At 67.3% G+C, this 24,088-nt stretch carries 21 protein-coding genes; 8 read left to right on the forward strand and 13 right to left on the reverse strand.

Features of this window, described 5'->3' with window-relative positions; all coding sequences use genetic code 11:
- Nucleotides 1–4: 4 nt before the first annotated feature.
- From G481_RS0108915 to G481_RS23325, 3 genes are read right to left on the reverse strand one after another with little or no spacing between them, the layout of a single operon-like run.
- The gene (locus tag G481_RS0108915; RefSeq protein WP_028029730.1) at nt 5–1,165 is read right to left on the reverse strand and encodes a UDP-galactopyranose/dTDP-fucopyranose mutase family protein; all 1,161 of its coding nucleotides are present in this window, start codon (nt 1,163–1,165) and stop codon (nt 5–7) included.
- A 16-nt stretch (nt 1,166–1,181) separates the two neighbouring features.
- Nucleotides 1,182–1,853, reverse strand: coding sequence for an ABC transporter ATP-binding protein (locus tag G481_RS0108920; protein WP_028029731.1), 672 nt, complete (start codon nt 1,851–1,853; stop codon nt 1,182–1,184).
- A gap of 11 nt (nt 1,854–1,864) precedes the next feature.
- Nucleotides 1,865–3,334, reverse strand: a complete 1,470-nt coding sequence (locus G481_RS23325; protein WP_154664564.1) for a KpsE/RkpR family capsule polysaccharide export protein — start codon at nt 3,332–3,334, stop codon at nt 1,865–1,867.
- Between the two features lie 89 nt (nt 3,335–3,423).
- On the opposite strand from G481_RS23325, the gene G481_RS0108930 reads away from it, so the two are divergent.
- Nucleotides 3,424–4,263 carry an ABC transporter permease gene (locus tag G481_RS0108930; RefSeq protein WP_245594944.1) on the forward strand — a complete coding sequence of 280 codons (840 nt, stop codon included), beginning with the start codon at nt 3,424–3,426 and terminating at the stop codon, nt 4,261–4,263.
- Here G481_RS0108930 and G481_RS0108935 read toward each other — a convergent pair.
- From G481_RS0108935 to rfbC, 6 genes are all read right to left on the reverse strand, one after another.
- Nucleotides 4,260–5,450 (reverse strand): glycosyltransferase, encoded by a 1,191-nt coding sequence (locus G481_RS0108935; RefSeq protein ID WP_028029733.1) that lies wholly within the window; start codon nt 5,448–5,450, stop codon nt 4,260–4,262. The genes G481_RS0108930 and G481_RS0108935 overlap by 4 nt on opposite strands.
- Nucleotides 5,447–6,469: a glycosyltransferase gene (locus tag G481_RS0108940; RefSeq protein ID WP_035025581.1), complete on the reverse strand. Its 1,023-nt coding sequence runs from the start codon at nt 6,467–6,469 to the stop codon at nt 5,447–5,449. Before G481_RS0108940 ends, G481_RS0108935 begins: the two co-directional genes overlap by 4 nt.
- A 69-nt stretch (nt 6,470–6,538) precedes the next feature.
- Nucleotides 6,539–7,414: a glucose-1-phosphate thymidylyltransferase RfbA gene (gene rfbA / locus G481_RS0108945; protein ID WP_028029735.1), complete on the reverse strand. Its 876-nt coding sequence runs from the start codon at nt 7,412–7,414 to the stop codon at nt 6,539–6,541.
- A complete protein-coding gene (gene rfbD, locus G481_RS0108950) occupies nt 7,411–8,265 on the reverse strand; it encodes a dTDP-4-dehydrorhamnose reductase (protein ID WP_028029736.1) in 855 nt (284 codons plus the stop codon). The genes rfbA and rfbD overlap by 4 nt, the downstream gene beginning before the upstream one ends.
- On the reverse strand, nt 8,262–9,311 hold the full coding sequence (gene rfbB, locus G481_RS0108955; RefSeq protein ID WP_028029737.1) for a dTDP-glucose 4,6-dehydratase: 1,050 nt from the start codon (nt 9,309–9,311) through the stop codon (nt 8,262–8,264). The genes rfbD and rfbB overlap by 4 nt, the downstream gene beginning before the upstream one ends.
- Nucleotides 9,308–9,871, reverse strand: coding sequence for a dTDP-4-dehydrorhamnose 3,5-epimerase (gene rfbC, locus G481_RS0108960; protein ID WP_028029738.1), 564 nt, complete (start codon nt 9,869–9,871; stop codon nt 9,308–9,310). The genes rfbB and rfbC overlap by 4 nt, the downstream gene beginning before the upstream one ends.
- Before the next feature lie 220 nt (nt 9,872–10,091).
- On the opposite strand from rfbC, the gene G481_RS25085 reads away from it, so the two are divergent.
- The gene (locus tag G481_RS25085) at nt 10,092–11,783 is read left to right on the forward strand and encodes a CAP domain-containing protein (RefSeq protein ID WP_051294413.1); all 1,692 of its coding nucleotides are present in this window, start codon (nt 10,092–10,094) and stop codon (nt 11,781–11,783) included.
- Here the strand turns inward: G481_RS25085 and G481_RS0108970 are convergent.
- A complete protein-coding gene (locus G481_RS0108970) occupies nt 11,773–12,774 on the reverse strand; it encodes a ParB N-terminal domain-containing protein (protein WP_028029739.1) in 1,002 nt (333 codons plus the stop codon). The genes G481_RS25085 and G481_RS0108970 overlap by 11 nt on opposite strands.
- Nucleotides 12,775–12,885: 111 nt before the next feature.
- Entirely contained in the window at nt 12,886–14,247 is a 1,362-nt protein-coding gene (locus tag G481_RS0108975) for an AAA family ATPase (RefSeq protein WP_051294414.1), read from the reverse strand.
- Nucleotides 14,248–14,724: 477 nt separating this feature from the next.
- On the opposite strand from G481_RS0108975, the gene G481_RS0108980 reads away from it, so the two are divergent.
- From G481_RS0108980 to G481_RS0109005, 6 genes are all read left to right on the forward strand, one after another.
- Nucleotides 14,725–15,735: a replication initiator protein A gene (locus G481_RS0108980; protein WP_035025584.1), complete on the forward strand. Its 1,011-nt coding sequence runs from the start codon at nt 14,725–14,727 to the stop codon at nt 15,733–15,735.
- Between the two features lie 121 nt (nt 15,736–15,856).
- Entirely contained in the window at nt 15,857–17,281 is a 1,425-nt protein-coding gene (locus G481_RS0108985; protein WP_028029742.1) for a DUF6212 domain-containing protein, read from the forward strand.
- A complete protein-coding gene (locus G481_RS23335; protein WP_051294415.1) occupies nt 17,271–19,898 on the forward strand; it encodes a glycosyltransferase in 2,628 nt (875 codons plus the stop codon). Before G481_RS0108985 ends, G481_RS23335 begins: the two co-directional genes overlap by 11 nt.
- Nucleotides 19,899–19,927: 29 nt before the next feature.
- Nucleotides 19,928–20,719 carry a sulfotransferase gene (locus G481_RS0108995; RefSeq protein ID WP_028029743.1) on the forward strand — a complete coding sequence of 264 codons (792 nt, stop codon included), beginning with the start codon at nt 19,928–19,930 and terminating at the stop codon, nt 20,717–20,719.
- On the forward strand, nt 20,716–21,522 hold the full coding sequence (locus tag G481_RS0109000; RefSeq protein WP_028029744.1) for a sulfotransferase family 2 domain-containing protein: 807 nt from the start codon (nt 20,716–20,718) through the stop codon (nt 21,520–21,522). Before G481_RS0108995 ends, G481_RS0109000 begins: the two co-directional genes overlap by 4 nt.
- The gene (locus G481_RS0109005) at nt 21,519–22,520 is read left to right on the forward strand and encodes a hypothetical protein (protein ID WP_028029745.1); all 1,002 of its coding nucleotides are present in this window, start codon (nt 21,519–21,521) and stop codon (nt 22,518–22,520) included. Before G481_RS0109000 ends, G481_RS0109005 begins: the two co-directional genes overlap by 4 nt.
- Before the next feature lie 32 nt (nt 22,521–22,552).
- Here G481_RS0109005 and galE read toward each other — a convergent pair whose 3' ends face one another.
- Nucleotides 22,553–23,539, reverse strand: coding sequence for a UDP-glucose 4-epimerase GalE (gene galE / locus G481_RS0109010; protein WP_028029746.1), 987 nt, complete (start codon nt 23,537–23,539; stop codon nt 22,553–22,555).
- Between the two features lie 346 nt (nt 23,540–23,885).
- Nucleotides 23,886–24,088 (reverse strand): hypothetical protein (locus G481_RS26960; RefSeq protein ID WP_211235193.1); only part of this gene is annotated, 203 nt, incomplete at its 5' end.

Raw genomic sequence — 24,088 nt, forward strand, 5'->3', positions numbered from 1 at the left:
CCGATCAGACCGCCCCGGCCAGGAAAACCGCCGGCGCCTGGCCGGTCTTGCGCGCGGAAATCAGGCTCCGTGCGGCCTCCAGAGCCTCGCGGATGGTCACGTCCATATCCAGATAGCGATAGGTGCCCAGCCGCCCTGCAAAGCTGACCCCCGCCTCGGCCCGGGCCCGTTCGGCATAGCGCGCCAGCAGCGCCTGTTCGCCCGCCAGCCGGATCGGGTAATAGGGAATGTCATCCGGCCCGGCCGCGCGGGGATATTCGCGCACCACCACGGACCCGGCTGGCGTTTCCCACGGGGCGAAATGGCGGTGCTCGGCCACGCGGGTATAGGGCACGTCGGCATCGGGATGGTTCATCACCGCGCATCCCTGCCAGTCGCCTGTATGGGTGAAACGCTCGAAATCCAGCGTGCGATAGCCCAGCCGCCCCAGATCGTGGCCGAACCAGGCATCCAGCGGCCCGGTCCAGATCACATGATCCCAGGCCCCTGCCCGCGCCTCGGCCGGGGTCACAGGGCGGCCCAGCTCCAGCCGGATCCGCGGATGATCCAGGATCGCCGCCACCAGCGCGGTATAGCCGGCCTCGGGCATGCCCTGAAAGCGGTGGAAGAAATAGTTGTCGTCATAGCTGAAGCGCAGCGGCAACCGTTTCAGGATGCTGGCCGGCAGATCGCGCGGATCGCACCCCCATTGCTTGGCGGTATAGCTGCGGAAGAACGCCTGATACAGGTCCGGCCCCACCATCGCCAGGGCCTGTTCCTCGAAATTCGCAGGATCGCCGCCATGGGCGGGCGCCTGGGTGCGCGCGGCGACAAAGGCGCGCGCCTCGTCGGGGCGCAGGGCCAGGCCGAAGAACTGGTTGATCGTGTGCAGGTTGACCGGCAGCGCATAGACCCGCCCGCCCACCGTGGCCTTGACCCGGTTCACATAGGGCATGAACCGGGCAAAGCGGTTCACATAGTCCCACACGCCCGCATCGTCGGTGTGAAAGATATGCGGGCCATAGACATGCACCAGAACGCCTGTCTCGGGGCAACGCTCGGTATGGCAATTGCCGGCCACATGGGGCCGCGCATCGGCCACGGTCACGGCCAGCCCGGCCTCGGCCAGTTCCCGGGCGATCACTGCACCGGAAAACCCGGCCCCCACGATCAGGATCTGTTGCACGCCCGTTCCCCTTGTATCACGCGGCTTTGGGCGGCAGCGCCATCAGTTCCTCGTGCAGCTTGATCCCGTCATAAAGCCGGTCGAAGAACTGCAGCTTGCCATCGTAGAGCACCACGGCCGCATCGCAAAAGGCATAGAGATCCTTGGTGTTGTGGCTGACCACCACGGCGCTGGCATTGGCCATGCGGGCGCGGAACACCGCCTGGCTCTTAAGGCGGAAACGCGCATCGCCCACCGCCGTCACCTCGTCGACCAGATAGGTGTCGAAGGGGATGCCCATCGAGATGCCAAAGGTCAGCCGCGATTTCATCCCCGAGGAATAGGTCCGCACCGGCATGTGGAAATGTTCCCCGATCTCGGCAAAATCCTCGACAAAGGCGACCAGCTCTTCGGTATCGACCCCATAGACGCGGGCGATGAAGCGGGTGTTCTGCATGCCGGTCAGATCGGCGTGGAAACTGCCGCCATAGCCGACCGGCCAGGAAATGGTGCCATCGGTCAGGATCCGCCCCGATGTGGGGCGTTCATTGCCGGCGATCATCCGCATCAGGGTGGTCTTTCCGGCCCCGTTGCGCCCCAGAAGCGCCAGGGATTTGCCCGTCGGCAGGGTGGCGTTCAGATTGTCGATCACGGTCTTCCACTGGCCGCGCACCCAGTAGCCCTTGGTCAGGTTCTCGAAACGGATCACCAGGCAGCCCCCTATCCGCGGTCGCGCAGCGAATAATAGACCAGGGCCAGCACCGACCACAGCATCAGCAGGAAGAACCCCGCCAGCAAGATCAGCACCGGCCGGTCGGGATATTCGGATTTCTGCGCCAGCGTCGGGCGGATATAGGTGGCCAGATAGAGCGTATTGCGTTCCGCGCGCGACCGGGCGGCATCCAGCTGGGCCTGGGCGGCGCGATAGGTGGCCTCGGCCACTTCCTTGTCCACCAGCAGGCTTTCGTAGCGGGCGATCAGCGTCGGATAGTCGGTATCCGAGATGGTGACATCCTGGGCGGCAAAGCTCTGGCGTTCCTGGGCGATACGGTCGCGGATCACCTCGATGCGGCGTGCCAGCTGGCGGCGGCGCGGGTCGGAATCGTCAACGCCGGTCAGCAGATCCAGATCCACCAGCGCCTGGGCCAGCTGTTCTTGCAGGCTGGTCAGAATGCCCATGCGGCCCTGAATGTCGGCGGCCGGATCGACGATCTGCGTGCTGGCGCGAAAGGCGGTCAGCGCCTCGCGCGCGGTGCGCAGCCGGGCGACGGACTGGTCCATGTCCTGTTGCGCCCAGGCCATCGCATCGCGGCGGGCGGTATCGTTCAGCTGGTTGATCATGGTCTGGCTTTCGGCGACCAGACGTTCGGCCATGGCACGGGCGAATTGCGGATCGTGGGCGCGCACCTCGATCTCGATCAGGCCGCTGCCCTCGTCATAGCTGATGCGCACCATGCGCAGCCAGAAGCGGGTCAGTTCCTCGATCGTGGCATCGGGCCAGATGGAAAAGACCGGATCCATCGGCCAGCCCTGGGCGTAATGCGCCCGGATATCCAGATCGCGCTGCACCAGTTCCACCAGTTCCTGGCTCTGGATGAATTCGTAAAGCACCCGCGCGTTCGATCCGCTGCTGCCGCCGACCCCCAGCACCTGGGCCAGACCGCCGGCCAGGGCCCCGGCCGAGGCGGCTTCCTCTTGCCGCACGGTGAACCCCACGGTCGAGGCATATTGATCGCGCGCCAGGATCCACAGATAGGCGGCCGCCAGCACCAGCGGCAGCACCACCACCAGCCCCAGCCCCAGCAGCAGGCCACGGTGGCGCGGCTTCATCCGCGCGGGCTGCACAAGGGGGCGAACCTCGACCTCGGCCACGGCAGCGGCCCAGCTGCCGGGTTTCGCGGCTCCGGGCCCTGCGCCTTGCTGCGCGGGCTTGCCCCCTGCGGGCCTGGCAGGCGGGGCGCCCTGCGGCTTTGGCGCACCAGGCGCACCGGCTGCGCCGCCCTGGGCCGCCGGGGGACGCGCGGCCGGGGCTGCGGTCTGGGCAGGACCGGGGGCAGGACCGGGGGCCGGGTTCCCCCCGTTGCCGCCCGCCGCGCCCTGCGGCGCAGGCGGGGCATCCTGGCGTGCGGGACCACTGGCAGGCTGCGCCTTGGGGGCGGAATTCGCAGCCTCTGAATCGTCTTTCGCCACGTGCAGCCCCAGCCTTTTGATGCCTGTTTGCGCTTCTCACGGGTTTTCTACATAATCCTTTCGGATTTCACCAGTTCAAGGATACCTCCTTGTCCGCCCCCGGCGCCGAATTGCCCGTCCGTCTGCCCGAAGCCCGCCCGCTGGCACAGCCCGACCGTGGCTGGCGGCCCCGGGCGGCGCTGCGCACCATTGTCGCGCTGATGCTGCGCGAGATGTCCACCCGCTATGGCCGATCGCCTGGCGGCTACATCTGGGCCGTGGTCGAGCCGCTGGCCGGGATCCTCATGCTGGCGATTGCCTTCTCGATGCTGATGCGCAACCCCCCGCTGGGGTCAAGCTTCGTGCTGTTCAAGGCAACGGGCATGATGCCCTTCATGCTTTATGGCGCGCTGTCGGGGTCGGTCGGTCATGCGGTGCAATTCTCGCGCCCGCTGCTGCAATATCCGGGGGTGACCTGGCTGGATGCCATTCTGGCGCGCTTTCTGCTGAATGCGCTGACCATGACGCTGGTCACCTATCTGATCCTGACCGGCATCCTGGTCTGGACCGGCACGCGGACCGTGCTGAACATGGGCGACATTGCCCTGTCGATGGGGCTGGCCGCCGTGCTGGGGCTGGGGGTCGGGGTGCTGAACTGCTATCTGTTCATGGCCTTTCCGGTCTGGGAACAGGCTTGGGCCATCCTCAACCGGCCGCTGTTCCTGATCTCGGGGGTGATCTTCCTCTACGAGGGTCTGCCAAAGCTGGTGCAGGACATCCTGTGGTGGAACCCGCTGATCCATATCACCGGGCTGATGCGGGCCGGGTTTTACCCGATGTATTATGCCAGCTTCGCCTCGGTCACCTTCGTGCTGGTCGTGGCGCTGATCCCGCTGGTGGCGGGGCTTCTGCTGCTGCGCCGCCATCATCTCGATCTGCTCAACCGCTAGGGTCCTGCGCCAGGCGGGCCAAGGCCCAGCAGGCGGTCGAACTGGCGGGCCAGCCGGTCCTCGGCATGGGCCTCGCGCACGGCCGCCTGCGCCGCCCGCCGCATGGGATCGAAGGCCGGTGGATCGGCCGCCACCCGGGCCAGCTGGCGGGCAATGTCGCCCGCCTCCGCCACCGGCAGGAAATGCTGGTCCGGCTGCAGCCCGATCACGGCAGCAGGCCCCGGGGTTGCAATCACGATCAGCCCGGCCGCCGCCGCCTCGAGCAGCTTGTTCTGCATCCCGGTAAAGGTCAGCACCGGACACAGCGCCACATCGCAGGCAGCCAGCGCCGCGGTCATGTCCTCAGGCTCTTCGCTGCGCAGGACAAGGGCCGCAGGCACAGGCCCCAGCGCGGCCGCCATCGCCCCGGCCCCGCGCCCCAGCAGCGACAGGTCCACCGCACATCCCCCACCTGCCAGAAACCGCGACACACCGCGAAACGCCAGCTCTGCTGCCTCGCGGTTGGGCAGATAGGTGAAATTGCCCGACACGCAGACCCGCAGCGGCGGGACCGGCCGCGCCGGGGCGGGGCCGCGAAAGCGCTCTGGCGGCAGGCCAAGCGGCAGATGGTCGAACCCCGGATCGCGCGCGGCCTCGTCGCGGTTGACCAGCAGCACGGGGCGAAAGCGCGATGCGGCCTGCCGTTCCAGCCGCGCCAGCCGCCCGGCCTCGAAGCGCATCAGCGCCCGGCGCGGCCAGGGCGCCCGCGCCCCGATGCGGCGCATGTTCTCGGACAGCAGGTCGATCATCTCCAGCCAGACCGGCAGACCGGGGCGGGCGCGCAATTCCGGATCCAGGGCAAAGGCGCAGCGCAGGGTGATGAAGCCGGCCGCGTCAAAGCGCGTTTCGGCGGTCAGGTCCAGAAAGGCGCGGCAAAAGGCCGGTTGGCGCCAGATCCCCACCTGAAGCGGCAGCCCCCTGGCCAGCGCCTGTGCCGCCCCCACAAGCGCCGCGCCGCGCGAAAACGGCACCCCCACCACCCGCACGCCCGGATCGGGCCAGTCGCCCCCCGCACCATAGGCCAGCACCGTGACCCGGCCATGGCGGCGCAACATGGCCATGCGCGCGCGCAGCACCACCCCGTCGCCCCGCCCCACCTCGTGCGGGGACCGGCAGGCGACCAGCAGGAAATGCCGCCCCCCGCTCATGGGGCCAAGGCGGGCTCCGGCCCGGCCAGGGCCAGAACCTCGGCATGGGGCCGCCCGGTGCGCCCGGCCAGCCCGTCGGCCAGCGCAAGGCGCATCAGCCGCAGGAAGGCCCGCCGCTGCCCGCCATGGCGCCGCGCCTTCAGCAGCCATTTCGGCGCCACGATCAGCAAGGCCGGCCAGAACCAGGCCCCGGCGGCCCGGCGCTGGAACATCAGCATGTTGCGGTGGTAGTAATAGGCCTTCCACAAGGGGGTGAACCGCCCCGGCGCCCCGGCAAAGGTGGAACAATCATGTTCGAACCGCAGCGCGGGGGCAAAGCCCAGGGCCCCGCCCGCCTGCGTCAGGCCCAGCGTGTAAAGCCCGTCATCGGCATACAGGAACAGCCGCCCGTCAGGATAGCCTGCCCGCGCAATGGCCGCGCGCGACAGAAACAGCCCGACGAACGAGGCGCCATCGACCGGCTGCACCCCGGCCCCGCCCGCATAATCCAGCGCGCCCAGATGCACCGCCTGCCCCGCCGCAAGCCGCCGCAGCATGGCCAGCGGCGCGCGGAACGGGTTGCGAAACGGCCGGTTCATGGCACAGATCGCGCTGTCCGGGAAATGCACCGCGGCGGCCAGCGCCTCCCACCCGGTCTTGTCCATGGCCCCAAAGGCCGCCAGCGTGCCCGGATCGGGGCGGGCATCATCGTCCATCACGACCAGCCAGTCGGGATCGAGCTGCGCGACCGCATGGCGCATCCCGGCCTCGAACCCGCCAGCGCCGCCCAGGTTGCGATCGGGGCGCAGCACCGCCAGCCGCGGATCGCCCTGCCCGGCCAGCCAGTCGGCCGTGCCGTCCGAGGACAGGTTGTCCACCACCACCACCGCGGCCAGCGCCTCGGGCGGGCTATCCAGCAGCCGCCCCAGCGTGATCCGCAGCTGCTCCAGCCGGTTATGGGTGACGACCACCGCCACCAGCCGTCCGGCCGGGCCTGACGGCAAGGGGCTGGGTGCCATGGAGCGGCTGGGCAGGGTCATGGCGGCGGTCTTTCCTGAAGGTCCGGCCCGGATAGCAAAGCCATTGCGCCGGATCAACGCGCGGGCCGTTCAGTCCTGGATCAACCGGGCCAGATAGGCGCCATAATCGGTCTTGCCGAACAGCGCGATGCGCGCGCGCAGGCCATCGGCGTCGATCCAGCCTTGCTCAAAGGCGATCTCGTCGGGGTTGCCGACCTGCAGCCCCTGGCGCTGTTGCAGCGTGCGCACGAAATTGCCAGCGTCCAGCAAGCTGGCATGGGTGCCGGTATCCAGCCAGGCATAACCGCGCCCCAGCAGTTCCACCGACAATTCGCCATCGTCGAGATAGCTTTGCAGCAGATCGGCGATCTCCAGCTCTCCGCGTGCCGAAGGCGTCACCCGGCGCGCCCGTTCGGGGGCCGTGCCATCCAGCAGGTAAAGCCCGGTGACCGCATGGGAGGATGGCGGGTGCGCGGGCTTTTCCACGATGGCGCGCACCCGGCCATCGGGGGCGAAATCCACCACGCCATAGCGTTCCGGATCGGCCACCCGATAGCCAAAGACGGTGCCGCCGCTGGTGCGGGCATCGGCGCGCTTCAGCGCCTCGGGCAGGCCATGGCCAAAGAAGATGTTGTCGCCCAGCACCATGCAAGATGGCGCCCCGTCCAGGAAATCCTCGGCCAGCAGATAGGCCTGGGCCAGCCCCTCGGGGCGGGGCTGCACGATCCATTCAAAGCGCAGGCCCCACTGGCTGCCATCGCCCAGGGTGCGCTGGAACTGCGCCTGATCCTGTGGCGTGGTGATGATGGCGATCTCGCGGATCCCGGCCAGCATCAGCACGCTGAGCGGATAATAGATCATCGGCTTGTCATAGATCGGCATCAGCTGTTTCGACACGCCCATGGTGATCGGGTAAAGCCGTGTGCCCGACCCGCCAGCCAGAATGATGCCCTTGCGCGTGCTCATGCCTGCAACTCCTTTACCACATCCGCCAGACCGGCCTGCCAGTCAGGGGGCATAATGGCGAAATCCGCCGCCAATGTGGCACAGTCCAGCCGGGAATTGAGCGGACGGCGCGCAGGCGTCGGGTAATCGGCGGTGGCGATCCCCTCGACCTCGCAAGACATATGCGCAAGGCGGAATGTTTCGCGCGCGAAACGCGCCCAGGTGGTGGGGGGCTGGCCGGCAAAATGATATGTGCCGCCCGGCGCCCCGTCCCGCAGGGCGCGGGCCGCCGTCACAAGCGCGCGGGCAATGTCGGCGGCCGGGGTCGGCCCGCCCCACTGGTCATCGACCACCCGCAGCAGGGGCCGGTCCGCCCCCAGCCGCAGCATGGTTTTCACGAAATTCGCCCCATGGGCGGAAAACACCCAGGACGTGCGCAAGATCAGATGCCGCCCGCCCGCCGCGCGCACCGCCTGTTCGCCCGCCAGCTTGGATCGGCCATAGGCATTGAGCGGCCCGGTCCGGTCATCGGGCCTCCAGGGCGCCGTGCCGGTGCCGTCAAAGACGTAATCGGTCGAGACATGCAGGAACGGCAGGCCGCGCGCCGCACAGGCCCGCGCCATGGCACCGGGAGCCTCGCCGTTGACGATGGTGGCTGCGGCCTCCTCGGTCTCGGCCCGGTCCACGGCGGTCCAGGCGGCCGCATTGATCACCGCATCATAGGGCGCTGCGGCAATGGCGGCGGCACAGGCGGCGGGATCGGCCAGATCCGTCTCTGTTCGGCCCTTTGTCACGATGTCCAGCCCCGGCGCGGCCAGCCGCGCCAGTTCCCGCGCCACCTGCCCGGTCTGTCCGAAAACCAGAACTCTCATGCCTTGGTTCCCAGCCGCTGCCCGACGCCCTGCCGGTCCAGCAGCGGGCGCCACCAGGCCTCGTTGTCGAGATACCAGCGCACCGTGCGCTCCAGCCCCTCTTCTACCGTCACCGAGGGACGCCAGCCCAGTTCGCGGCGTATGCGGCTGGGGTCGATCGCATAGCGCGCATCATGGCCCGGACGGTCGGCGACAAAGGCGATCTGGTCGGCATAGCTGCCCGCCGCCTTGGGGCGCAGCCGGTCCAGAATGGCACAGAGCGTGCGGACCAGATCCAGATTGGTGCGCTCATTCTCGCCGCCGATGTTGTAGCTGCGGCCCAGGGCGCCCTTTTCCAGCACCAGCAGCAGCGCATCGGCGTGATCCTCGACATAAAGCCAGTCGCGGATATTCGCGCCCTGCCCGTAGATCGGCAGCGGCTTGCCGGCCAGCGCGTTCAGGATCACCACGGGCACCAGCTTTTCCGGGAAATGATAGGGGCCGTAATTGTTGGAACAATTGGTCAGCACCACCGGCAGGCCATAGGTTTCCCCCCAGGCGCGCACCAGATGATCGGAGGCCGCCTTCGAGGCCGAATAGGGACTGCGCGGATCATAGGGCGTGTCTTCGGTAAAGCGCACCGCCGGATCGGGCGGCAGGCTGCCAAAGACCTCGTCGGTCGAGATATGGTGAAAGCGGAACTCCGCAGGCTTGCCCCGGCCGGCCCAGTATTTCCGCGCGGCCTCGAGCAGCTGAAAGGTGCCGGTCACATTGGTTTCGATGAAATCGCCGGGCCCGTCGATGCTGCGGTCGACATGGCTTTCGGCGGCCAGATGCATCACCGCATCGGGTTCATGGGCGGCGAAAATCCGCTCCAGCGCCGCGCGGTCGCGGATGTCGGCATGTTCGAACGCATAGGCCGGGCTGCCAGCCACGCTGGCCACATTGGCAAGGTTCGCCGCATAGGTCAGCGCATCCAGGTTCACCACCTGGTGCCCGCGCGCCACCGCCAGCCGCACCACGGCGGAACCGATGAACCCCGCGCCCCCTGTCACCAGAAGTTTCATGCGCCGCCCCAGACAAAGGGGCTGTCCAGATCGGCCAGCGCGGGGGCCACGGCATCCTTGGCCGACAGCTGCGGCGGGGCGCTCAGCCCCCAGTCGATGGCCAGATCCGGGTCATCCCAGCGCACCGCGCCCTCGGTTTCGGGGGCGTAGAAATCGGTGCATTTGTACTGCACCTCGACATCCGGGGTCAGGGTGGCAAAGCCATGCAGGAACCCTTCGGGCACCAGCAGCTGGCGCCCGTTGTCGGCCGACAGATCCACCGCCACCCATTTGCCCCAGGTGGGCGAGCCGCGGCGGATGTCCACCGCCACATCGCGGATCGCCCCGCGCGTGCAGCGCACCAGCTTGGTCTGGGCATGGGGCGGGCGCTGGAAATGCAGCCCCCGCACCGTGCCCTGCGCGGCCGAGAACGAATGGTTGTCCTGCACGAAATCCGCCTCCAGCCCGGCCTCTGCCATGGCGCGGGCGCTGAAGGTTTCGGAAAACCAGCCCCGCGCATCGCCGAACCGGCGCGGGGTCAGCACCACCACGCCTGGCAGTTCCGTAAGCTCGACCTGCATCTGCTGCACCTTTCCTTGCCCTGCGGCCGCGCCCCGGGCCTGCACATTGTCGGGCGGCACTTTCCGGCATCGGTTCCGCCCGGACAAGCCCCCTTGCGCCCCCGGCCGGTTCGCTGCGAAACACGGCCCTGCGCGGGCGGCCGGAATTATTCCCCCCCAGTGTCGTCTTTCTGCCATCTGCGGATGCCACGCCCAACCTGCCCAAGACGAGATGCCTGCAATGCCCATGACCGCCGCCGAACAGCTGATGCTGGAGCTGATCAACCGCGCCCGCCTTGATCCTGTGGCCGAAGCCGCGCGCCAGCAGATCGCCCTGAACGAGGGACTGGCGCCGGGCACCATCGGCACGGCAGCAATGCAACCGCTGGCCGCGTCCGATCTGCTGCGCGATGCGGCGCTGGGGCATAGTGGCTGGATGATGGAAACCGGCGTGTTCAGCCATGTCGGCGCAGGCGCCAGCACCCCCGATCAGCGGATGAAGGCGGCAGGCTATCAGTTTACCGGCGCCTGGGGCTGGACCGAGAATATCGCCGGGCTGACCGGGGCAGAGGCGGCCGATGCCGCCACAGCCATCCTCGAACATTTCGACGGGCTCTATGCCAGCGCCCGGCACCGCAGCGCGACCTTGGGCGCAGATTACCGCGAAATCGGGATCGGCCAGCAAACCGGCACCCAGGGCGGGTTGCCTGCCTCGATCGTGACGCAGAACTATGCCTATTCCGGCACCGGCCTGTTCCTGACCGGCGTTGCGATCCGCGACAGCGATGGCGATCGGTTCTACGATATCGGCGAAGGTCGGGGCGGGGTGGTGATCGGCACCGCAACCACGGCGGCGGCCGGGGGCTATGCGCTGGCGCTGTCGGGCGGGGTGCAGCAGATCACGGTGCAGGCGGGCGGGGTCACGACGCGGTTTGCGGTGCAGTTTGCCGGCCAGAACGTCAAGCTGGATGTCCTGCTGGACGAAGGCGGGCAGGCGGCGCGGTTCCTGACCTCGGGCGATCTGACGCTGCTGGGGACTGCCGGGGCCGATATGGCGCTGCTGGGCCATGACACCGGCAGCCTGACCGGGGGCGGCGGCCATGACACGCTGACCGGCAACACCGGGTCCGATCTGCTGCGCGGCGGGGCCGGCGATGACAGCCTGGCCGGACTTGGCGGCGATGACCTGATCCATGGCGATGATGGCGACGATCTGATCCTGGGCGGGGCCGGGAATGACACGCTGTTCGGCGGGGGCGGCAATGATACGCTGTATGGCGGGGCCGGGCGCGATCTGCTGATCGGCGGTGATGGCGACGATCTGATCCATGCCGACTGGGGCACGACCAGCGCCTGGGGCGGGGGCGGCCATGACACGCTGATTGGCGGCACCCAGAACGATACCTTGGGCGGCGGCGATGGCAACGATCTGCTCGATGCCCGCGCGGGGGGCCGGAACGCGCTGTGGGGCGGGGCCGGGAACGACCTGATCCATGGCGGGGCCGGGTCGGACACGGTGACCGGCGGGGCCGACCAGGACACGGTTTACGGCGGGGCTGGCGACGATGTGATCTATCTGGGCCAGGGCAACGATGTCGGCCATGGGGGCGAGGGTAACGACACGATCGTCGCAGGACCGGGCTTTGACCGGATCTGGGGCGGGGCGGGGGCCGATGAGTTCGATTTCTGGCGCGGTGCCGGCTGGAACCAGCTGGAAGATTTCAGCGCCCCCGAGGGGGATACGCTGGCGCTGAGCCGCTGGCTGTGGGCCCCGACGCATGGGGCGCTGACGGCGGGGCAGGTGGTGGACACCTTTGGCAGCGTGAATGCCTGGGGCGATGCGGTGCTGGACTTTGGCGCGGCGGGCACCACGGTGGTGATCGTCGGCGCCGGCACGCTGGACGATCTGGCCGGCAGCATCGTCATTCTGTAGCCAGATCGGCCTTCAGCCAGTCCTGCAGCCGGGCAATGCGCGCGGCGTCCAGCGCGGCGCCGCCCAGAACCAGCCGCCCGTCGCGGCCCTGTTCGGCCCATAGACCCGGGGCGATCTCGGACCGGGCCGGCGGGGCAGGGGGCGCCTTGGGTCCGGCCAGCGCGCGAGCCAGGGCCGCCTGTTCGGCGCTGGCATCCTGCGGATCGGCCTGGGCCAGCACCGCGGCCAGCCGGCCCGGCAAGGCCGGATCGGCGGCCAGCGCCGCAGCAAGTTTCAGCCCCAGCCGTTCCGGCAGCGCCGCAGGAAACCGCAAGACCCCGTCCAGCGCCTGCACCAGCGCCATGAAACTGCCGATCTTGGACCGCCTGGCCCGGCTGGCACTGGCGAACAGCCGTTGCAAGGCCACCCGATCCGACGCAAAGACGCCCCCTGCCACCGCCCGCACCACCACCCGCGCGCGTTCCCAATAGGACAGGCCTGCCCGGATCTCGTTTTCCTCGACCATGGCGACATAGGCCTCGGCCGAGGTTTCGGGCGCGCGCACCAGCGCCAGCACGCTGGCAAAGCGCGCATCTTCCCCGGCCAGGGCACGCAGCGCCACCATGCGGCGCCAGCCGGAAATCAGCCCGTAACGGCCGGGGGCCAGCTCGGCCACCTCGATCGGGGTGCGCTGGCCATGGGCGCGCAGACTGTCCGTCAGCGCTGCCAGCTCCTCGGGATCGGCGCCAAGACGGTCGCGGATCAGCCAGCCTTCCTCGACGGCCTCCAGCGGCAGGCGCAGCACCATGCGCCCTTCGGCCCGCAAGGCCGCCAGCTCCCCCGACACCTCGCGCAAGGCGGCCTCGGCGGCGCTTTCGGCGGCAACCCGCGCGACGGGCGGGCGGGAAAAACCGGGGGTCAGGCCCATGGGAAACAGGGCCTTGGTTTCAAGATCGGGGGTCATCGCGGCCTCGTCGGATGCGGGAGGCGGCGGCAGACGACGACGCGCCATCAGCCCGCACTCCGGGGCGGCCAGTCTGGGGCAGGGCGGTAAAGGGCGGCAAAACCCGCCGCACGGTGTTTCGCGCGCGAAACAAATATGGCGCAACCCATTGATTTCACGTCATACTCCCTGTCGGTCCTGCTGCCGGGCCAGATCGTCGCGCCGCCAGATGCCAAGGATCAGCCGCTTGAAGGCGGCATAGGTCGCGTCAAAGGTCTCGCGGCCGCGAATATAGGTCTCGCGGTTGAAATCGCGGTAATCGGCCTCGTAGATGCCATGGACCTGCTCGCCGGCCTGACCGATCAGCGCGGTGAATTCCTGCCGCTCGGCCGTCATGGTGCGCCCCAGCCAGGCCTGCATCAGCGCCGCCAGTTCCGCTTGCTGGCTGGCATCATAGCGCGTCAGCATGACCCGCACGGCATCCCATTCAAAGCGCAGCTCTTCGCGCCCCAGCGCGCGGGCGGCGATGTTTTCCGATTGCTCGATCGAGCCGAAGGTCGAATGCAGCATGTCGAAGAACCGCCCCGTGCTGTCGAATTCCAGAAACGAGGCGCCGGTGGGCACCAGAAGCACATCGGCCGCCGCCAGCCCGTTGATCGTCAGATACCCCAGCGCCGGGGGCGTATCGAGAAAGATCAGGTCATAGCGGTCCAGCACGCCATCCTGGGCCAGGCTTTCGGTCAGCGCCTCCCACAGCTTCCAGCCGCGCGCGGCCATGCGCCAGACCGGGATCTGGAATTCGGCCCAGTAAAGGTTCAGCTGCGCCCCGATCAGGTCGATATTGGGCCAGTGGGTAGACTGGATCAGATCTGTGCTGCTGACCTTCAGCGCCTCGGACAGGGTATCGTCCAGGGGGGCCGGTGCCTCGCCCCGGCTGGCACGGATGCGGTTCTCGGCCTGCAGGTGGCGAGCATAATGGCGCGCCAGCAGCGGAAAGACCGTCTGCCATTCATCCGCGACCTTGCCACCAAAGATCGAGGTCATCGAGCCCTGGCTGTCCAGATCGACCACCAGCACCCGATAGCCATCAAGAGCGGCCGACATGGCCAGATGCGCGGCCGTACTGGTCTTGCCAACCCCGCCCTTGAAATTCGCGACGGCCACGATCTTGGCCGGCAGCCCTTCGGGGCGCCAGGGCAGATAGGGCTTGGCCTTGGACCCTTCGGCACCGAAATGCGCGCGCAGGCGCAGCACCTCGTCCAGGGTGAACCATTTCGCCCCGCCTTCGGTTTCGCTGGCGCCTTGCGGCAGGTCGGGATTGGCCTTCAGCACGCGGCGGAAATGCGCCTGCGCGACCGGGATCAGATAGCGGGTGATTTCCCAGGTCGAAAACAGCCGCAGCTGCCGGGCCCCGCTGTCATCCAGCCCGCGCGCGGCCAGATCGCTGCGCCCCTTGGCACAGGCGGCGGCCAGCCGGGCGAATTCGGCCGTATCGCTTGGCGCGCCCAGATCGGCCAGCGCGGCATCGTGCGACAGGCCCATATAGGGCGGCAGGCCGGGGGTATCGGGGCCGGGTCTGACCCCTGGCTTTCCCGGCTTCGGCCTGACTGTGACCATGGGCGATTCTCCGCGTTCGGGGCGATGGGGTCCCCGCATGTGCTGTGTTTTTGGCAATATACCGGAAAACACGGCATATCCAACACTTTTGCGCACATTGCGGAATATCGTTGTATTTTCAATGCAGTATCCGGGGCGGTCCGGATGGGGGTTTCAGCCTGCCAGGCCCGATCTTCAGTTATCTTGTGTTATATATTAAGTTACGGCATTCCAGATCCTCTGTATTTTCCTTGTTTTTCAAGGCTTTGGGTGGTCTTTTTCCGCCTGGAGGCGACTCTGGAACCACGTTGCGGCGATTCCGGAACCCCGAAGCCATGATTCCGGAACCACGTTCGCCCGCTTTACCCGCGCGGGTGGCTCGCGTAGCTTGGGCGTCAATGAAACCACGAAAGGGCAGGGGGCATGGCAGGGACGGTTGCGGCGACCGGCGGGGGGCTGTTGCCCGACCGGCATCCGACGGCCGATTTCTTTGTCTGCGACATCCTCGATGCGCTGCCCAAGGATGACATGGCCAGCATGGAACATCCGGTGTTCAGCCTGGGCACGCGGCCCGATCTGCGGGTGCTGTCCTATGCCCATAACGGGGTCGAGATCACCGTCACGCCTTCGGTCAAGGGGCTGGCGACGCTGTTTGACAAGGACATCCTGATTTATTGCATCAGCCAGCTGATGGCCGCGCTCAATGCCGGCCAGCCGGTCTCGCGCCATGTCAGCTTGCGGGCCCATGATCTGCTGGTGGCGACCAACCGCGAGACCTCGGGCGACAGCTACCGCCGCCTGCGCGAGGCCTTCGAGCGGCTGGCCGGCACGCGCATCACCACCAACCTGACCACCGGCGGGATCGAGGCGACGACCGGCTTTGGCCTGATCGACAGCTGGCAGATCCTGCGCCGCAGCAAGGGCGGGCGGATGGTGCAGGTCACGGTCACGCTGTCGGAATGGCTGTATCGCGCGGTGCTGTCGAAATCGGTCCTGACGCTGTCGCGCGATTATTTCCGGCTGCGCAAGCCGCTGGAGCGGCGGGTCTATGAACTTGCCCGCAAGCATTGCGGGCGGCAGGCCGACTGGCGCGTTTCCATTGCGACGCTGCATCTGAAATCGGGCTCGGCCTCGCCCTTGCGCGTCTTTCGCCAGATGCTGCGCGAGATGATCGCGACCAACCATCTGCCCGATTATACCCTGGCCGAGGATCCTGGCGACATGCTGCATGTCATGCGCCGCGGCGCGGTGCTGGAGCCGGGCGAGGGGCCGGCGCTGAAGCCTGCGACGCTGGACAAGGCCCGCGCCAGGGTGCCGGGGGCCGATGTCCATGCGCTGGTGGCCGAATGGCAGGCGGTCTGGGCGCGCACCGGGCGCCAGCGGCTGCGCTCGCCCGATGCGGCCTTTCTGGGCTGGCTTGCGCGCAACGGCTGATCGTTGCTGACGCCTGCCTGCCTGGGCGCAAGATAGGCTTGCTGCGTCGCAGAGGATGGCTAAGATGCGCGCGATTGCCGCCCTGTGAATGGCGGAGACAGCCCTTGGACAGGAAATTTCTATGCAATCCAGATGGTTTCCCGTGGTTCTCGTGCAAGACTGTGACCTTGTGAGCGCGGCTGCACTTGACCTGCCCTTCCCGCTGGTCGCGGTTGCCGGCAAGGACCCTCTGGAATTCCGCAATGCGTCGGGCCAGCCGGTCGCGGCACAGACCATCTTGCGCGATGCGGTTGCCCGGCTGGCGATGTCGCCCGAAGGGGCAAAGGCCGCTGCGGATTTCGAGGCCGCCTTTGCCGCCCGGTTCGGTGCGGGCAGCTGTCCTGCGCTGTGCGATCTTTCTGCCGTTCCGGAGGCGCAGCGCCCCGCGGCAGCGCTGAAGGCGCTGGCCACGGGGGCGGTCGCCGGGCAGGGCATTGCCTTGCAGCGCAATCGCCAGCTGATGCGCGATCTGGCCGAGCTGCGCATTGCCCATGACCAGACCCAGGCCTCCTTTGCCGCGCTGGAAGGGTTCTTCTACGATACCGTCCGCTCGGAGCGGCGGCTGTTTCGCGAATTGTCGCCCCTGCGCACCCAGGCGCCCTGTCTGCTGGCCCCGGGCGGCGTGCTGGAACAGCGCCTGCCCTGTGACAGCACCGGCCTGAGCGATGTGGCCATCTGCCTGCCCAAGGGGTTTGATGCGGAAACCGGCACGCTGAGCGTTGCGCTGGAACTGGCCGAAAGCGGTGCCCAGATCGCCGAATGGCAGATCGAGGCCGCCGACCTGCAGCCGGGCTGGCTGCGTCTGGCGCTGGACCGCGCGCTTGGCCCCGATGCCCAGACGCCGCAATTGCGTATCCGCTGGCAAGGGGCCGACCAGCTGCGTCTTGTCACCTCTGTCACCCATCCCGACGAACGCTTTCAGCCGCGCCCCGGCGCGCCCCTTCTGGCGGTGCAGGTGTGGAAATACATCCCCGGCACGCGCGTCCCGGCCGCGGCCGGCAGCCATATGGCCCATGGCGCCGATCCGGTCGATCGCTGGCTGATCGGCCGCTCGGTGATGACCGCCGCCGTGGCGCGGGCCGGTGAAGGCGAGTGGGTCGGCTATTCCGACCAGTTCGCGGGCCTGATGGTGCGCCCCGGCCCTGAGGATGGCAGCCTGGCCCGTCTCGAAGCTGCGCTGGCCGCCGGGGTGGCGCGGCTGTCGGGCGGGGTCAAGACCGAACAGGCCGAAGGGCCGGTGGTGGAATATGCGCTGGCCGTGGCGCCTGTGTCCGCCCGCCCGCGCAGCTCCGGCTCGGAGCCCGATTTCGCGCCGGGCCACCGCACCGGCTGGCTGGCGCTGCCGCCCGGCAAATGGGCCGAGTTGCAGCTGTTCCTGCCCGCCCCCCTTGCAGAGCCGCATGACCTTTATCTGATGACCCGCCTGGCGCCTGGCGAAACCGCGCCGGCCACCCCGCCCGATGCCTGCTTCTTCACCCTGCTGGCGGAGGTCGCGCATGACCGCTGATCTGGGGGCCGCCCCCCGGCTGGCGGTGGTTGTGCCGATCTTCCGCCATTCGGTGCTGCTGTCAGAGGCGATCGAAAGCGTGCTGGACCAGCGCGCGCCTTTTGGCATCCGGCTGGTGCTGGTCAATGACGGCTGCCCGCACCAGGAGACCGAGGATGTCTGCCTGGAATATGCCCGTCTCATGCCTGACCGCGTGACCTATCTGCGCAAGCCCAACGGCGGGCTGTCGGATGCGCGCAACCATGGCATCCGCCATGTGCTGGACCATCTGCCCTCGGTCGAGGGGATCTATCTGCTGGATGCCGACAACCGCCTGCGCCCCGATGCCATGGCCCGCGCCATGGCGGTGCTGGACGCGGAACCGCAAACCGGCTGGGTCTATCCCAATATCGACATGTTCGGCATGCCCTTTGCCGGCGATTATGGCGGCGACTATTCGCTCTTGATCCACAGCGCGATGAACATCTGCGAAGCCGGCAGCCTGATCCGCCGCGGGGTGTTCGAGGCGGGGGTGTTCTTCGACACCTCGTTCAAGCTGGGTTTCGAGGACTGGGATTTCTTCCTGGCCGCTGCCGCCGCCGGGTTCCGGGGCCGCAATATCGAGAATTTCGGCTTCCTGTATCGCAAGCGGCCCGAATCCATGCTGGCCGACAGCGAACGCGATGCGGCCGGTATCCGCGGGGCGATGAAGATCAAGCACAAGGCGCTGTTCCAGCCCAAGGCCCAGGCCGCGATGGAACAGGCCGAGGCCCCGCGCTATGCGATCTGGCTGGCCGATGCGGGGGAATTCCTGCTGACCACCGATCCGGGCGCCTCGCCGCGCCGGATCAGCTTTGCCGAATATGACCGGCTTTACTGGCAATCGCGCATGGCGCCCTCGCGCCACCAGTTGCCGCCCTTTCTGACCGTGATGTCCGAAGCCGTGCTGGAAGGTCTGGCACGGGCGCGCTGTCTGCACTGGGCGCTGTGGAAGCTGGAATGCATGGTCCAGGGCAATACCGTCTCGGTGCTGAGCGTGGCAGACCAGGACAAGGACCGTATCGCCATCGGCGAATACAGCCCGGCCGCCGGGCGGCAGACCAGCGCGGTGGCGCTGATGATCGCACCGGCGCTGTTGCATGACGTGATGCGCGACCCCAGCACCGACTGGATCAACACGCTGACCTCGGCGGGGTGTCAGGTGCCGGTGGGCGCGCTGGAGCTGACCTTGCCGCAGGGGCATCCGGCGCTGGAATGGCTGGACCCGGCCGAGGCCCCGGCCGACCGCCCCGTGCCGCTGGCAGGGTTCGAGTTCCTGTCGCTGATCCACCGGCTGCGTGCCTCGGCCTATCGGGCGGCAGGGCTGGCGGCCTGGGACTGGCGCGTGCCCGACATTGCCTGGCGCCAGGGGCCGCACGGGATCTTGCGGCGCAGCTTCAATGACGAACCGGCCTTTCCCCGCGTGCCCGACGGGCGGCGGCATATCGGCTTCGTGCTGCCGATCGTGGAATTCGGCGGGGTCGAAAAGGTGGCGCTGAACATGGCGCAGGGCCTGCGCGCCCAGGGCTGGGTGCCGCATCTGATCGTGGTGGGCGCGCGCGATGCGGTGCTGACCCCGGAATGGCGCGACAGCTTTGACAGCATCAGCTTTCTGGCCGACGAAAGCTTCCAGCCCTGGGGGGGCGGCAACCGCAGCTATCTGGGCACCGAGATCCCCGGCTGGGCCACGGGCGGCAACCACAACCGCGCGCTGGGGCTGATGTACTGGCTGGATGCGGTGGTCAACCTGCATGGCGCGGCGATTTCCGGCGCCATGGGGCAGTTGCGCCGCTTTGGCGTGAAAACCGTGACCTCGCTGCACCTGTCGGATCTGTCGCCGGTGCGCCGGCCGGTGGGTAATACCTATCTGTCGCTGGCCTATGAACATGCCTACGATGTCTTTGCCCCTTGCTCCAACCGGCTGGGCGACTGGTGCCATGCCATGGGGGTTCCGGCCGACAAGGTGGTGCCGGTGCCCAATGCCCCCAGCTTTCCGGCCGATCCGGCGGAACTGGCGGCCGGCCAGGCCGCCCGGCTGGCACGCCCCGACGATGCGCCCCTGCGGGTGATGTATCTGGGCCGGCTGGATGCGCAAAAGGGCCTGCACCGTCTGACGGCGGTGATCCGCGCCGCCCAGGCCCGCGGGCTGGCGCTGGACTGGCGGGTGATCGGCAAGGCGGTCCTGAACGATCGCAGCCTGTCCCTGGACCGCGATCTTGCGCGCATGCTCGAGCCGCCGCTGACCACGCCCGAGGAATTGTCCGAGGCCTTTGCCTGGGCCGATGCGCTGGTGCTGCTGTCGGAATTCGAGGGCCTGCCGCTGACCATCCTCGAGGCGCAGCGCGCCGGCGTGGTGCCCATCGCCACCGATGTGGGCGCGGTCAACGAGGCAGTCCAGGACGGGCAGACCGGCATCCTGCTGCCGCTGGACGGCGCGGTCGAGGGCTGCCTGAGCGCGCTGCAGCACCTGGCCAGCAACCGCACCGCCTTGCGCACCCTGTCGCAAGGCGCCTATCAGGCCATGCAGGGCCACGACTGGGTGGCCGCCACGCGGGATCTGCACGAGCGGCTGATCCGGCCCGAGCCGGGCAAGTCCTGATTGCGCCCTTCGGTACAGGGAAGACCACGATGATCGACCGCACCCGCTATCCCGACTTGCACAAGCCGTCCAAGGGCTATGTCTTCGTCGTCACCTATGGCCGTTCGGGCTCGACGTTGACCCAGGCCCTGCTCAATGCGATCCCCGGCTATTGCATCCGGGGCGAGAATGCCCATGCGACCGTGCGTATTGCCCAGATGCTGCATCTCTTGCGCAACGAGACCAACTTCTCGGAGCGCCGCGCCCGCCTTGCCGCGCACAAGTCCGGCACGGCCAGGACCGGATTGGGCAATGTCGGAACGCCCCGGGATCCGTGGTATGGTGCCGAGCTGATGGATCCGGACCAGTTTGGCAAAGGCCTGTTCGATACCTTCGTGCGCGAGATTCTGCACCTGCCCGATGGCGTGCGCGTGGGCGGGTTCAAGGAGATCCGCTATATCAACGATCCGAAATTCCTGCCCTACCACCTGGAAACCCTGCAGGAATTCTTTCCGTCGGCCCGGCTGATCCTGCAAACGCGCGACCATGCGGCCGTGGCGAAATCCAGTTGGTGGCAAGACAAGGATCCCAAGGTTCTGGCCCGCAGACTTGCCGTGGTGGACGAGGCGTTTCACAGCTATCGGGCCAGCCACGACAACTGCTTTCACCTGGATTATTCCACCTATCGCCAGGGGGCTGCGGCCTTGCAGCCGCTGTTCGCGTTCCTCGACGAGCCCTATGACGAGACCATGGTGCGTCGCGTGCTGGAAACCGCACTTGGCCACGGCAGGCCGGGGGACAAGACGGATCAGGCCAATGCGTCCAGCGGGGTTTCTTCATGAGCGATCTGCCGCCGCGTCTGGCCCGTATGGCTGCCCTTGTCGGCAGCGAGCGGGAATTCAACTATACGGTCCATGTCTGGACGGATCCCGGTTTCGTGTTCTTCTCGAATCCGATCTGCGCCTGCTCCACGCTGAAGATGTCGCTCAATCTGTCGGTGGCCCGCGCGACAGGACGCAAGGATTTCCGCATCGAAGCCGCCGGCGATATCCACAAGCGTGCGGCCAACCTGCTGCAAACGCCCCGTGAGATCGGCTATGACCGGCTGCTTGCCATGCTGGACGATCCCGCAGTGCCGGTGTTCGCCTTCGTGCGCAGCCCGGAAAGCAGGTTCCTGTCGGCATTTCGCAAGAAGCTGACGCGCGAGACCAATTTCACCCGCAAGGTGCGGGCGCATCTTGGCCTTGATATGGATGTCCTCCTGTCGCAGTTCCTGACACTGGACCGCTTTGCCCAAAGCGTCGCAGCCGACGAAACCATGCGGGATCTGGATGAACATTGGCGCTTGCAGCGCAAGCAGATCTTCTATGATGCCGTTCCGCGACTGGAGATAGGCTTCGTCGAAAGTTTTTCTGCAGATGCCGCACGCATCCTGGGCCGGATCTTCGGGCCGGACGGGTATGTGCTGCGCGATGCGACCGAGCTTAACCCCGCGAATGCGTCGGGAAATCGCAAGGCGGCGCCGCTGGAAGTATCAGATCTGGTGCGCGATTGTGTTGCGGCAGCCTATACTGAAGATGCGGCGATGATTGCAGAGATCCGTTCCAAGGCCGCGGCCCGTACCATCGAGAGCAAAACCACATGAAACTGATCCTGCACATCGGCATGGGCAAGACCGGATCCAGCGCCATCCAGCATGCGCTGCGCGCCAATACCGAACGGCTGGCCGCACAGGGGGCCGAATATCTGGGCATGTGGTTCGACATGCTCGACCCGCGATTCCGCGGTGTGCAAAATCAGGGGCAGTTCTTTGCCTTGCCCCCCGAAGAGATGATCCGCGTCACGGACGTGCTGATCGATGTGCTGCGCGACCGTGCCGAGGCTGGTGGAACGCACACATTCATCCTGTCCAACGAGGCGTTCTCGGGCAATGCCAAGGCCATGAAGCCGATGATCGACCGGCTGATGGCGCGCGGGATCGACTTGCTTGCCATTGGCTATGCCCGGCATCCGGCGGCCTGGCTGCCGTCGGCCTATGTGCAATGGGGCGTGCGCGACAAGGTGGACCCAGGCCCGGTTCAACCCTATGCGGTCAAGGCGCGCAAGCTGGTGCGCTGGTACTCCGGCCTGCTGGAATGGCACAGGCTGATGGGGCCCATCCTGAACGTGCGCCCCTATGACAAGGCCGGCGATATCGTCGCGGATCTGGCCACGGCGATGGGGCTTGAACTCGACGTGCCGGGAACGCGTGTGCTGGAACGCGGCGAAGATGCCGAAATCGTGCTGCGCGCCCTGTTCAACGGCCGTTTCCCCAAGCATGTCCTGCCCAATGTCTTTGACCGCACCGTCCTGTCGGGTCTGGGTGCGGTGCCTCGTCTGGAAGATGTCGTCGACCGCAGCTTTGACTATTCCGAGACGGGGGCGATCATTGCCGAGCAAGCCGAATTGTTCGAGCATTTCGCGACAGCCTTCGGCTTTGATCCCCGCGATGCCGCCAAGAATCCGCCGCCGATGCCAGGACTGGATAGCCTGCGCAATCGGCTGCTGGATGCGTTGCTGGAAATCACGCTGGATCAGGCGCAGCGGATCCGCCGGTTGGAGCGGCGCCTGAACCAATTGGAGACCGGCAAGCCTGAGGAGTAAACCGGTGGCGGCCCTTGTGGCCGCCCCATCCCTCAGCGGTGGAACCCCGGTCCCTGGGCCCAGGTCCAGGCATCGCCGATCATGTCGCGCAGGGTGGACCGTTTCGGTTCCCATCCCAGCTCCTCGGCCGCACGGGCCGAGCCCGAGACCAGCGCCGTCGCATCGCCGGGCCGGCGCGTGCCCTCGACGATCGGGACTTCGCGGTTGGTCACGGCGCGGCTGGCCTCGATCACCTCGCGCACGGTGAAGCCGGTGCCGGTGCCCAGGTTGAACACCCGGCTGCCTTTGCCGTCCAGCAGCCATTTCAGGCCCAGCACATGCGCCTCGACCAGATCCATGACATGGACATAGTCGCGCACGCAGGTGCCATCGCGGGTGGGGTAATCCGATCCGAACACGGTCAGCGCCGGGCGCTTGCCGGCCACCGCATCCAGCATCAGCGGGATCAGGTGGGTTTCGGGTTCGTGCTGTTCGCCCACCTCGCCTTCGGGGTCGCAGCCTGCGACGTTGAAATAGCGGAAGATCACATGGTTCAGCCCGTGGCTGGCGCCGAAATTGGCCAGCATGTCCTCGATCGCGCGCTTGGAGGCGCCATAGGAATTGATCGGGCGCTGCACGCTGTCTTCGTCCAGCAGCACGCCGTCCTGATCGCCATAGGTGGCGCAGGTCGAGGAAAAGACAAAGTTCTTGCAGCCGGCCGCCAGCGCCCCCTCGATCAGGTTCAGCGCGCCCATCACGTTGACCCGCCAGTATTTGCCCGGGTCCTTCATGCTTTCGCCCACCAGGCTGAGGGCGGCGAAATGCAGCACCGCGACCGGGGCATGTTCGGCAAAGGCCGCGTCCACATCGGCCCGGTTCATCAGATCGCCGCGGAAGAACGGGCCGAACTTGACCGCCTCTTCCCAGCCGGTGTTGAGATTGTCGAAGGTCACGGGTTCGAACCCGGCCCGCTTCAGAACCTTGCAGGCATGGGCCCCGATATAGCCCGCGCCGCCCGTCACCAGAACCTTGTGTACCATGTTCGCCTCTCCAATTGCGGGTTTCATGCACCTGGGCGGGCCAAATTACAACGTGCCGCCCGCACGAGGTCGAACGACTGCGACGCATCTGCCACCGATCGGGGCGGGTTGGCCAAAGCCGCATCCGCCGGGGGGGGGCAGGCCATGTGCAGCCCCCCTGAAGAGTGCCGGGGAAACTATGCTGGCACGCCCTACGCATCCCGCAGTGCGGTCATGACAACACATCCGATAAGGCAACCTTATCGGATATTATAAGAGATGTTCGTGTAGCGTGCATAATGTACGGATAATGCGCACAGAAGCTCCTTGAAGCTTGTGAAGTTGAATATCAGTCCATTTGAAGAGATCAGGCGGAGCAGGTGAGCGGGGCCTGCGCAAGGATGACATTGGCGAGTGGCGGGATGCGATTGACTGCTGCGGCGAGACCGCGCCGATCACCGATGTTGGCGGAAAAGGAGATGCCGAGCTTCGGGTTGGTCTTCAGCAGCTTCAGCAGGGAAGCCCGGGCCAGCGTGGGCCCGCTGCCAACCTGACGCGGACGTCTGCCTC

The organism is Gemmobacter nectariphilus DSM 15620 (genome assembly GCF_000429765.1).
Lineage (GTDB): Bacteria > Pseudomonadota > Alphaproteobacteria > Rhodobacterales > Rhodobacteraceae > Wagnerdoeblera > Wagnerdoeblera nectariphila.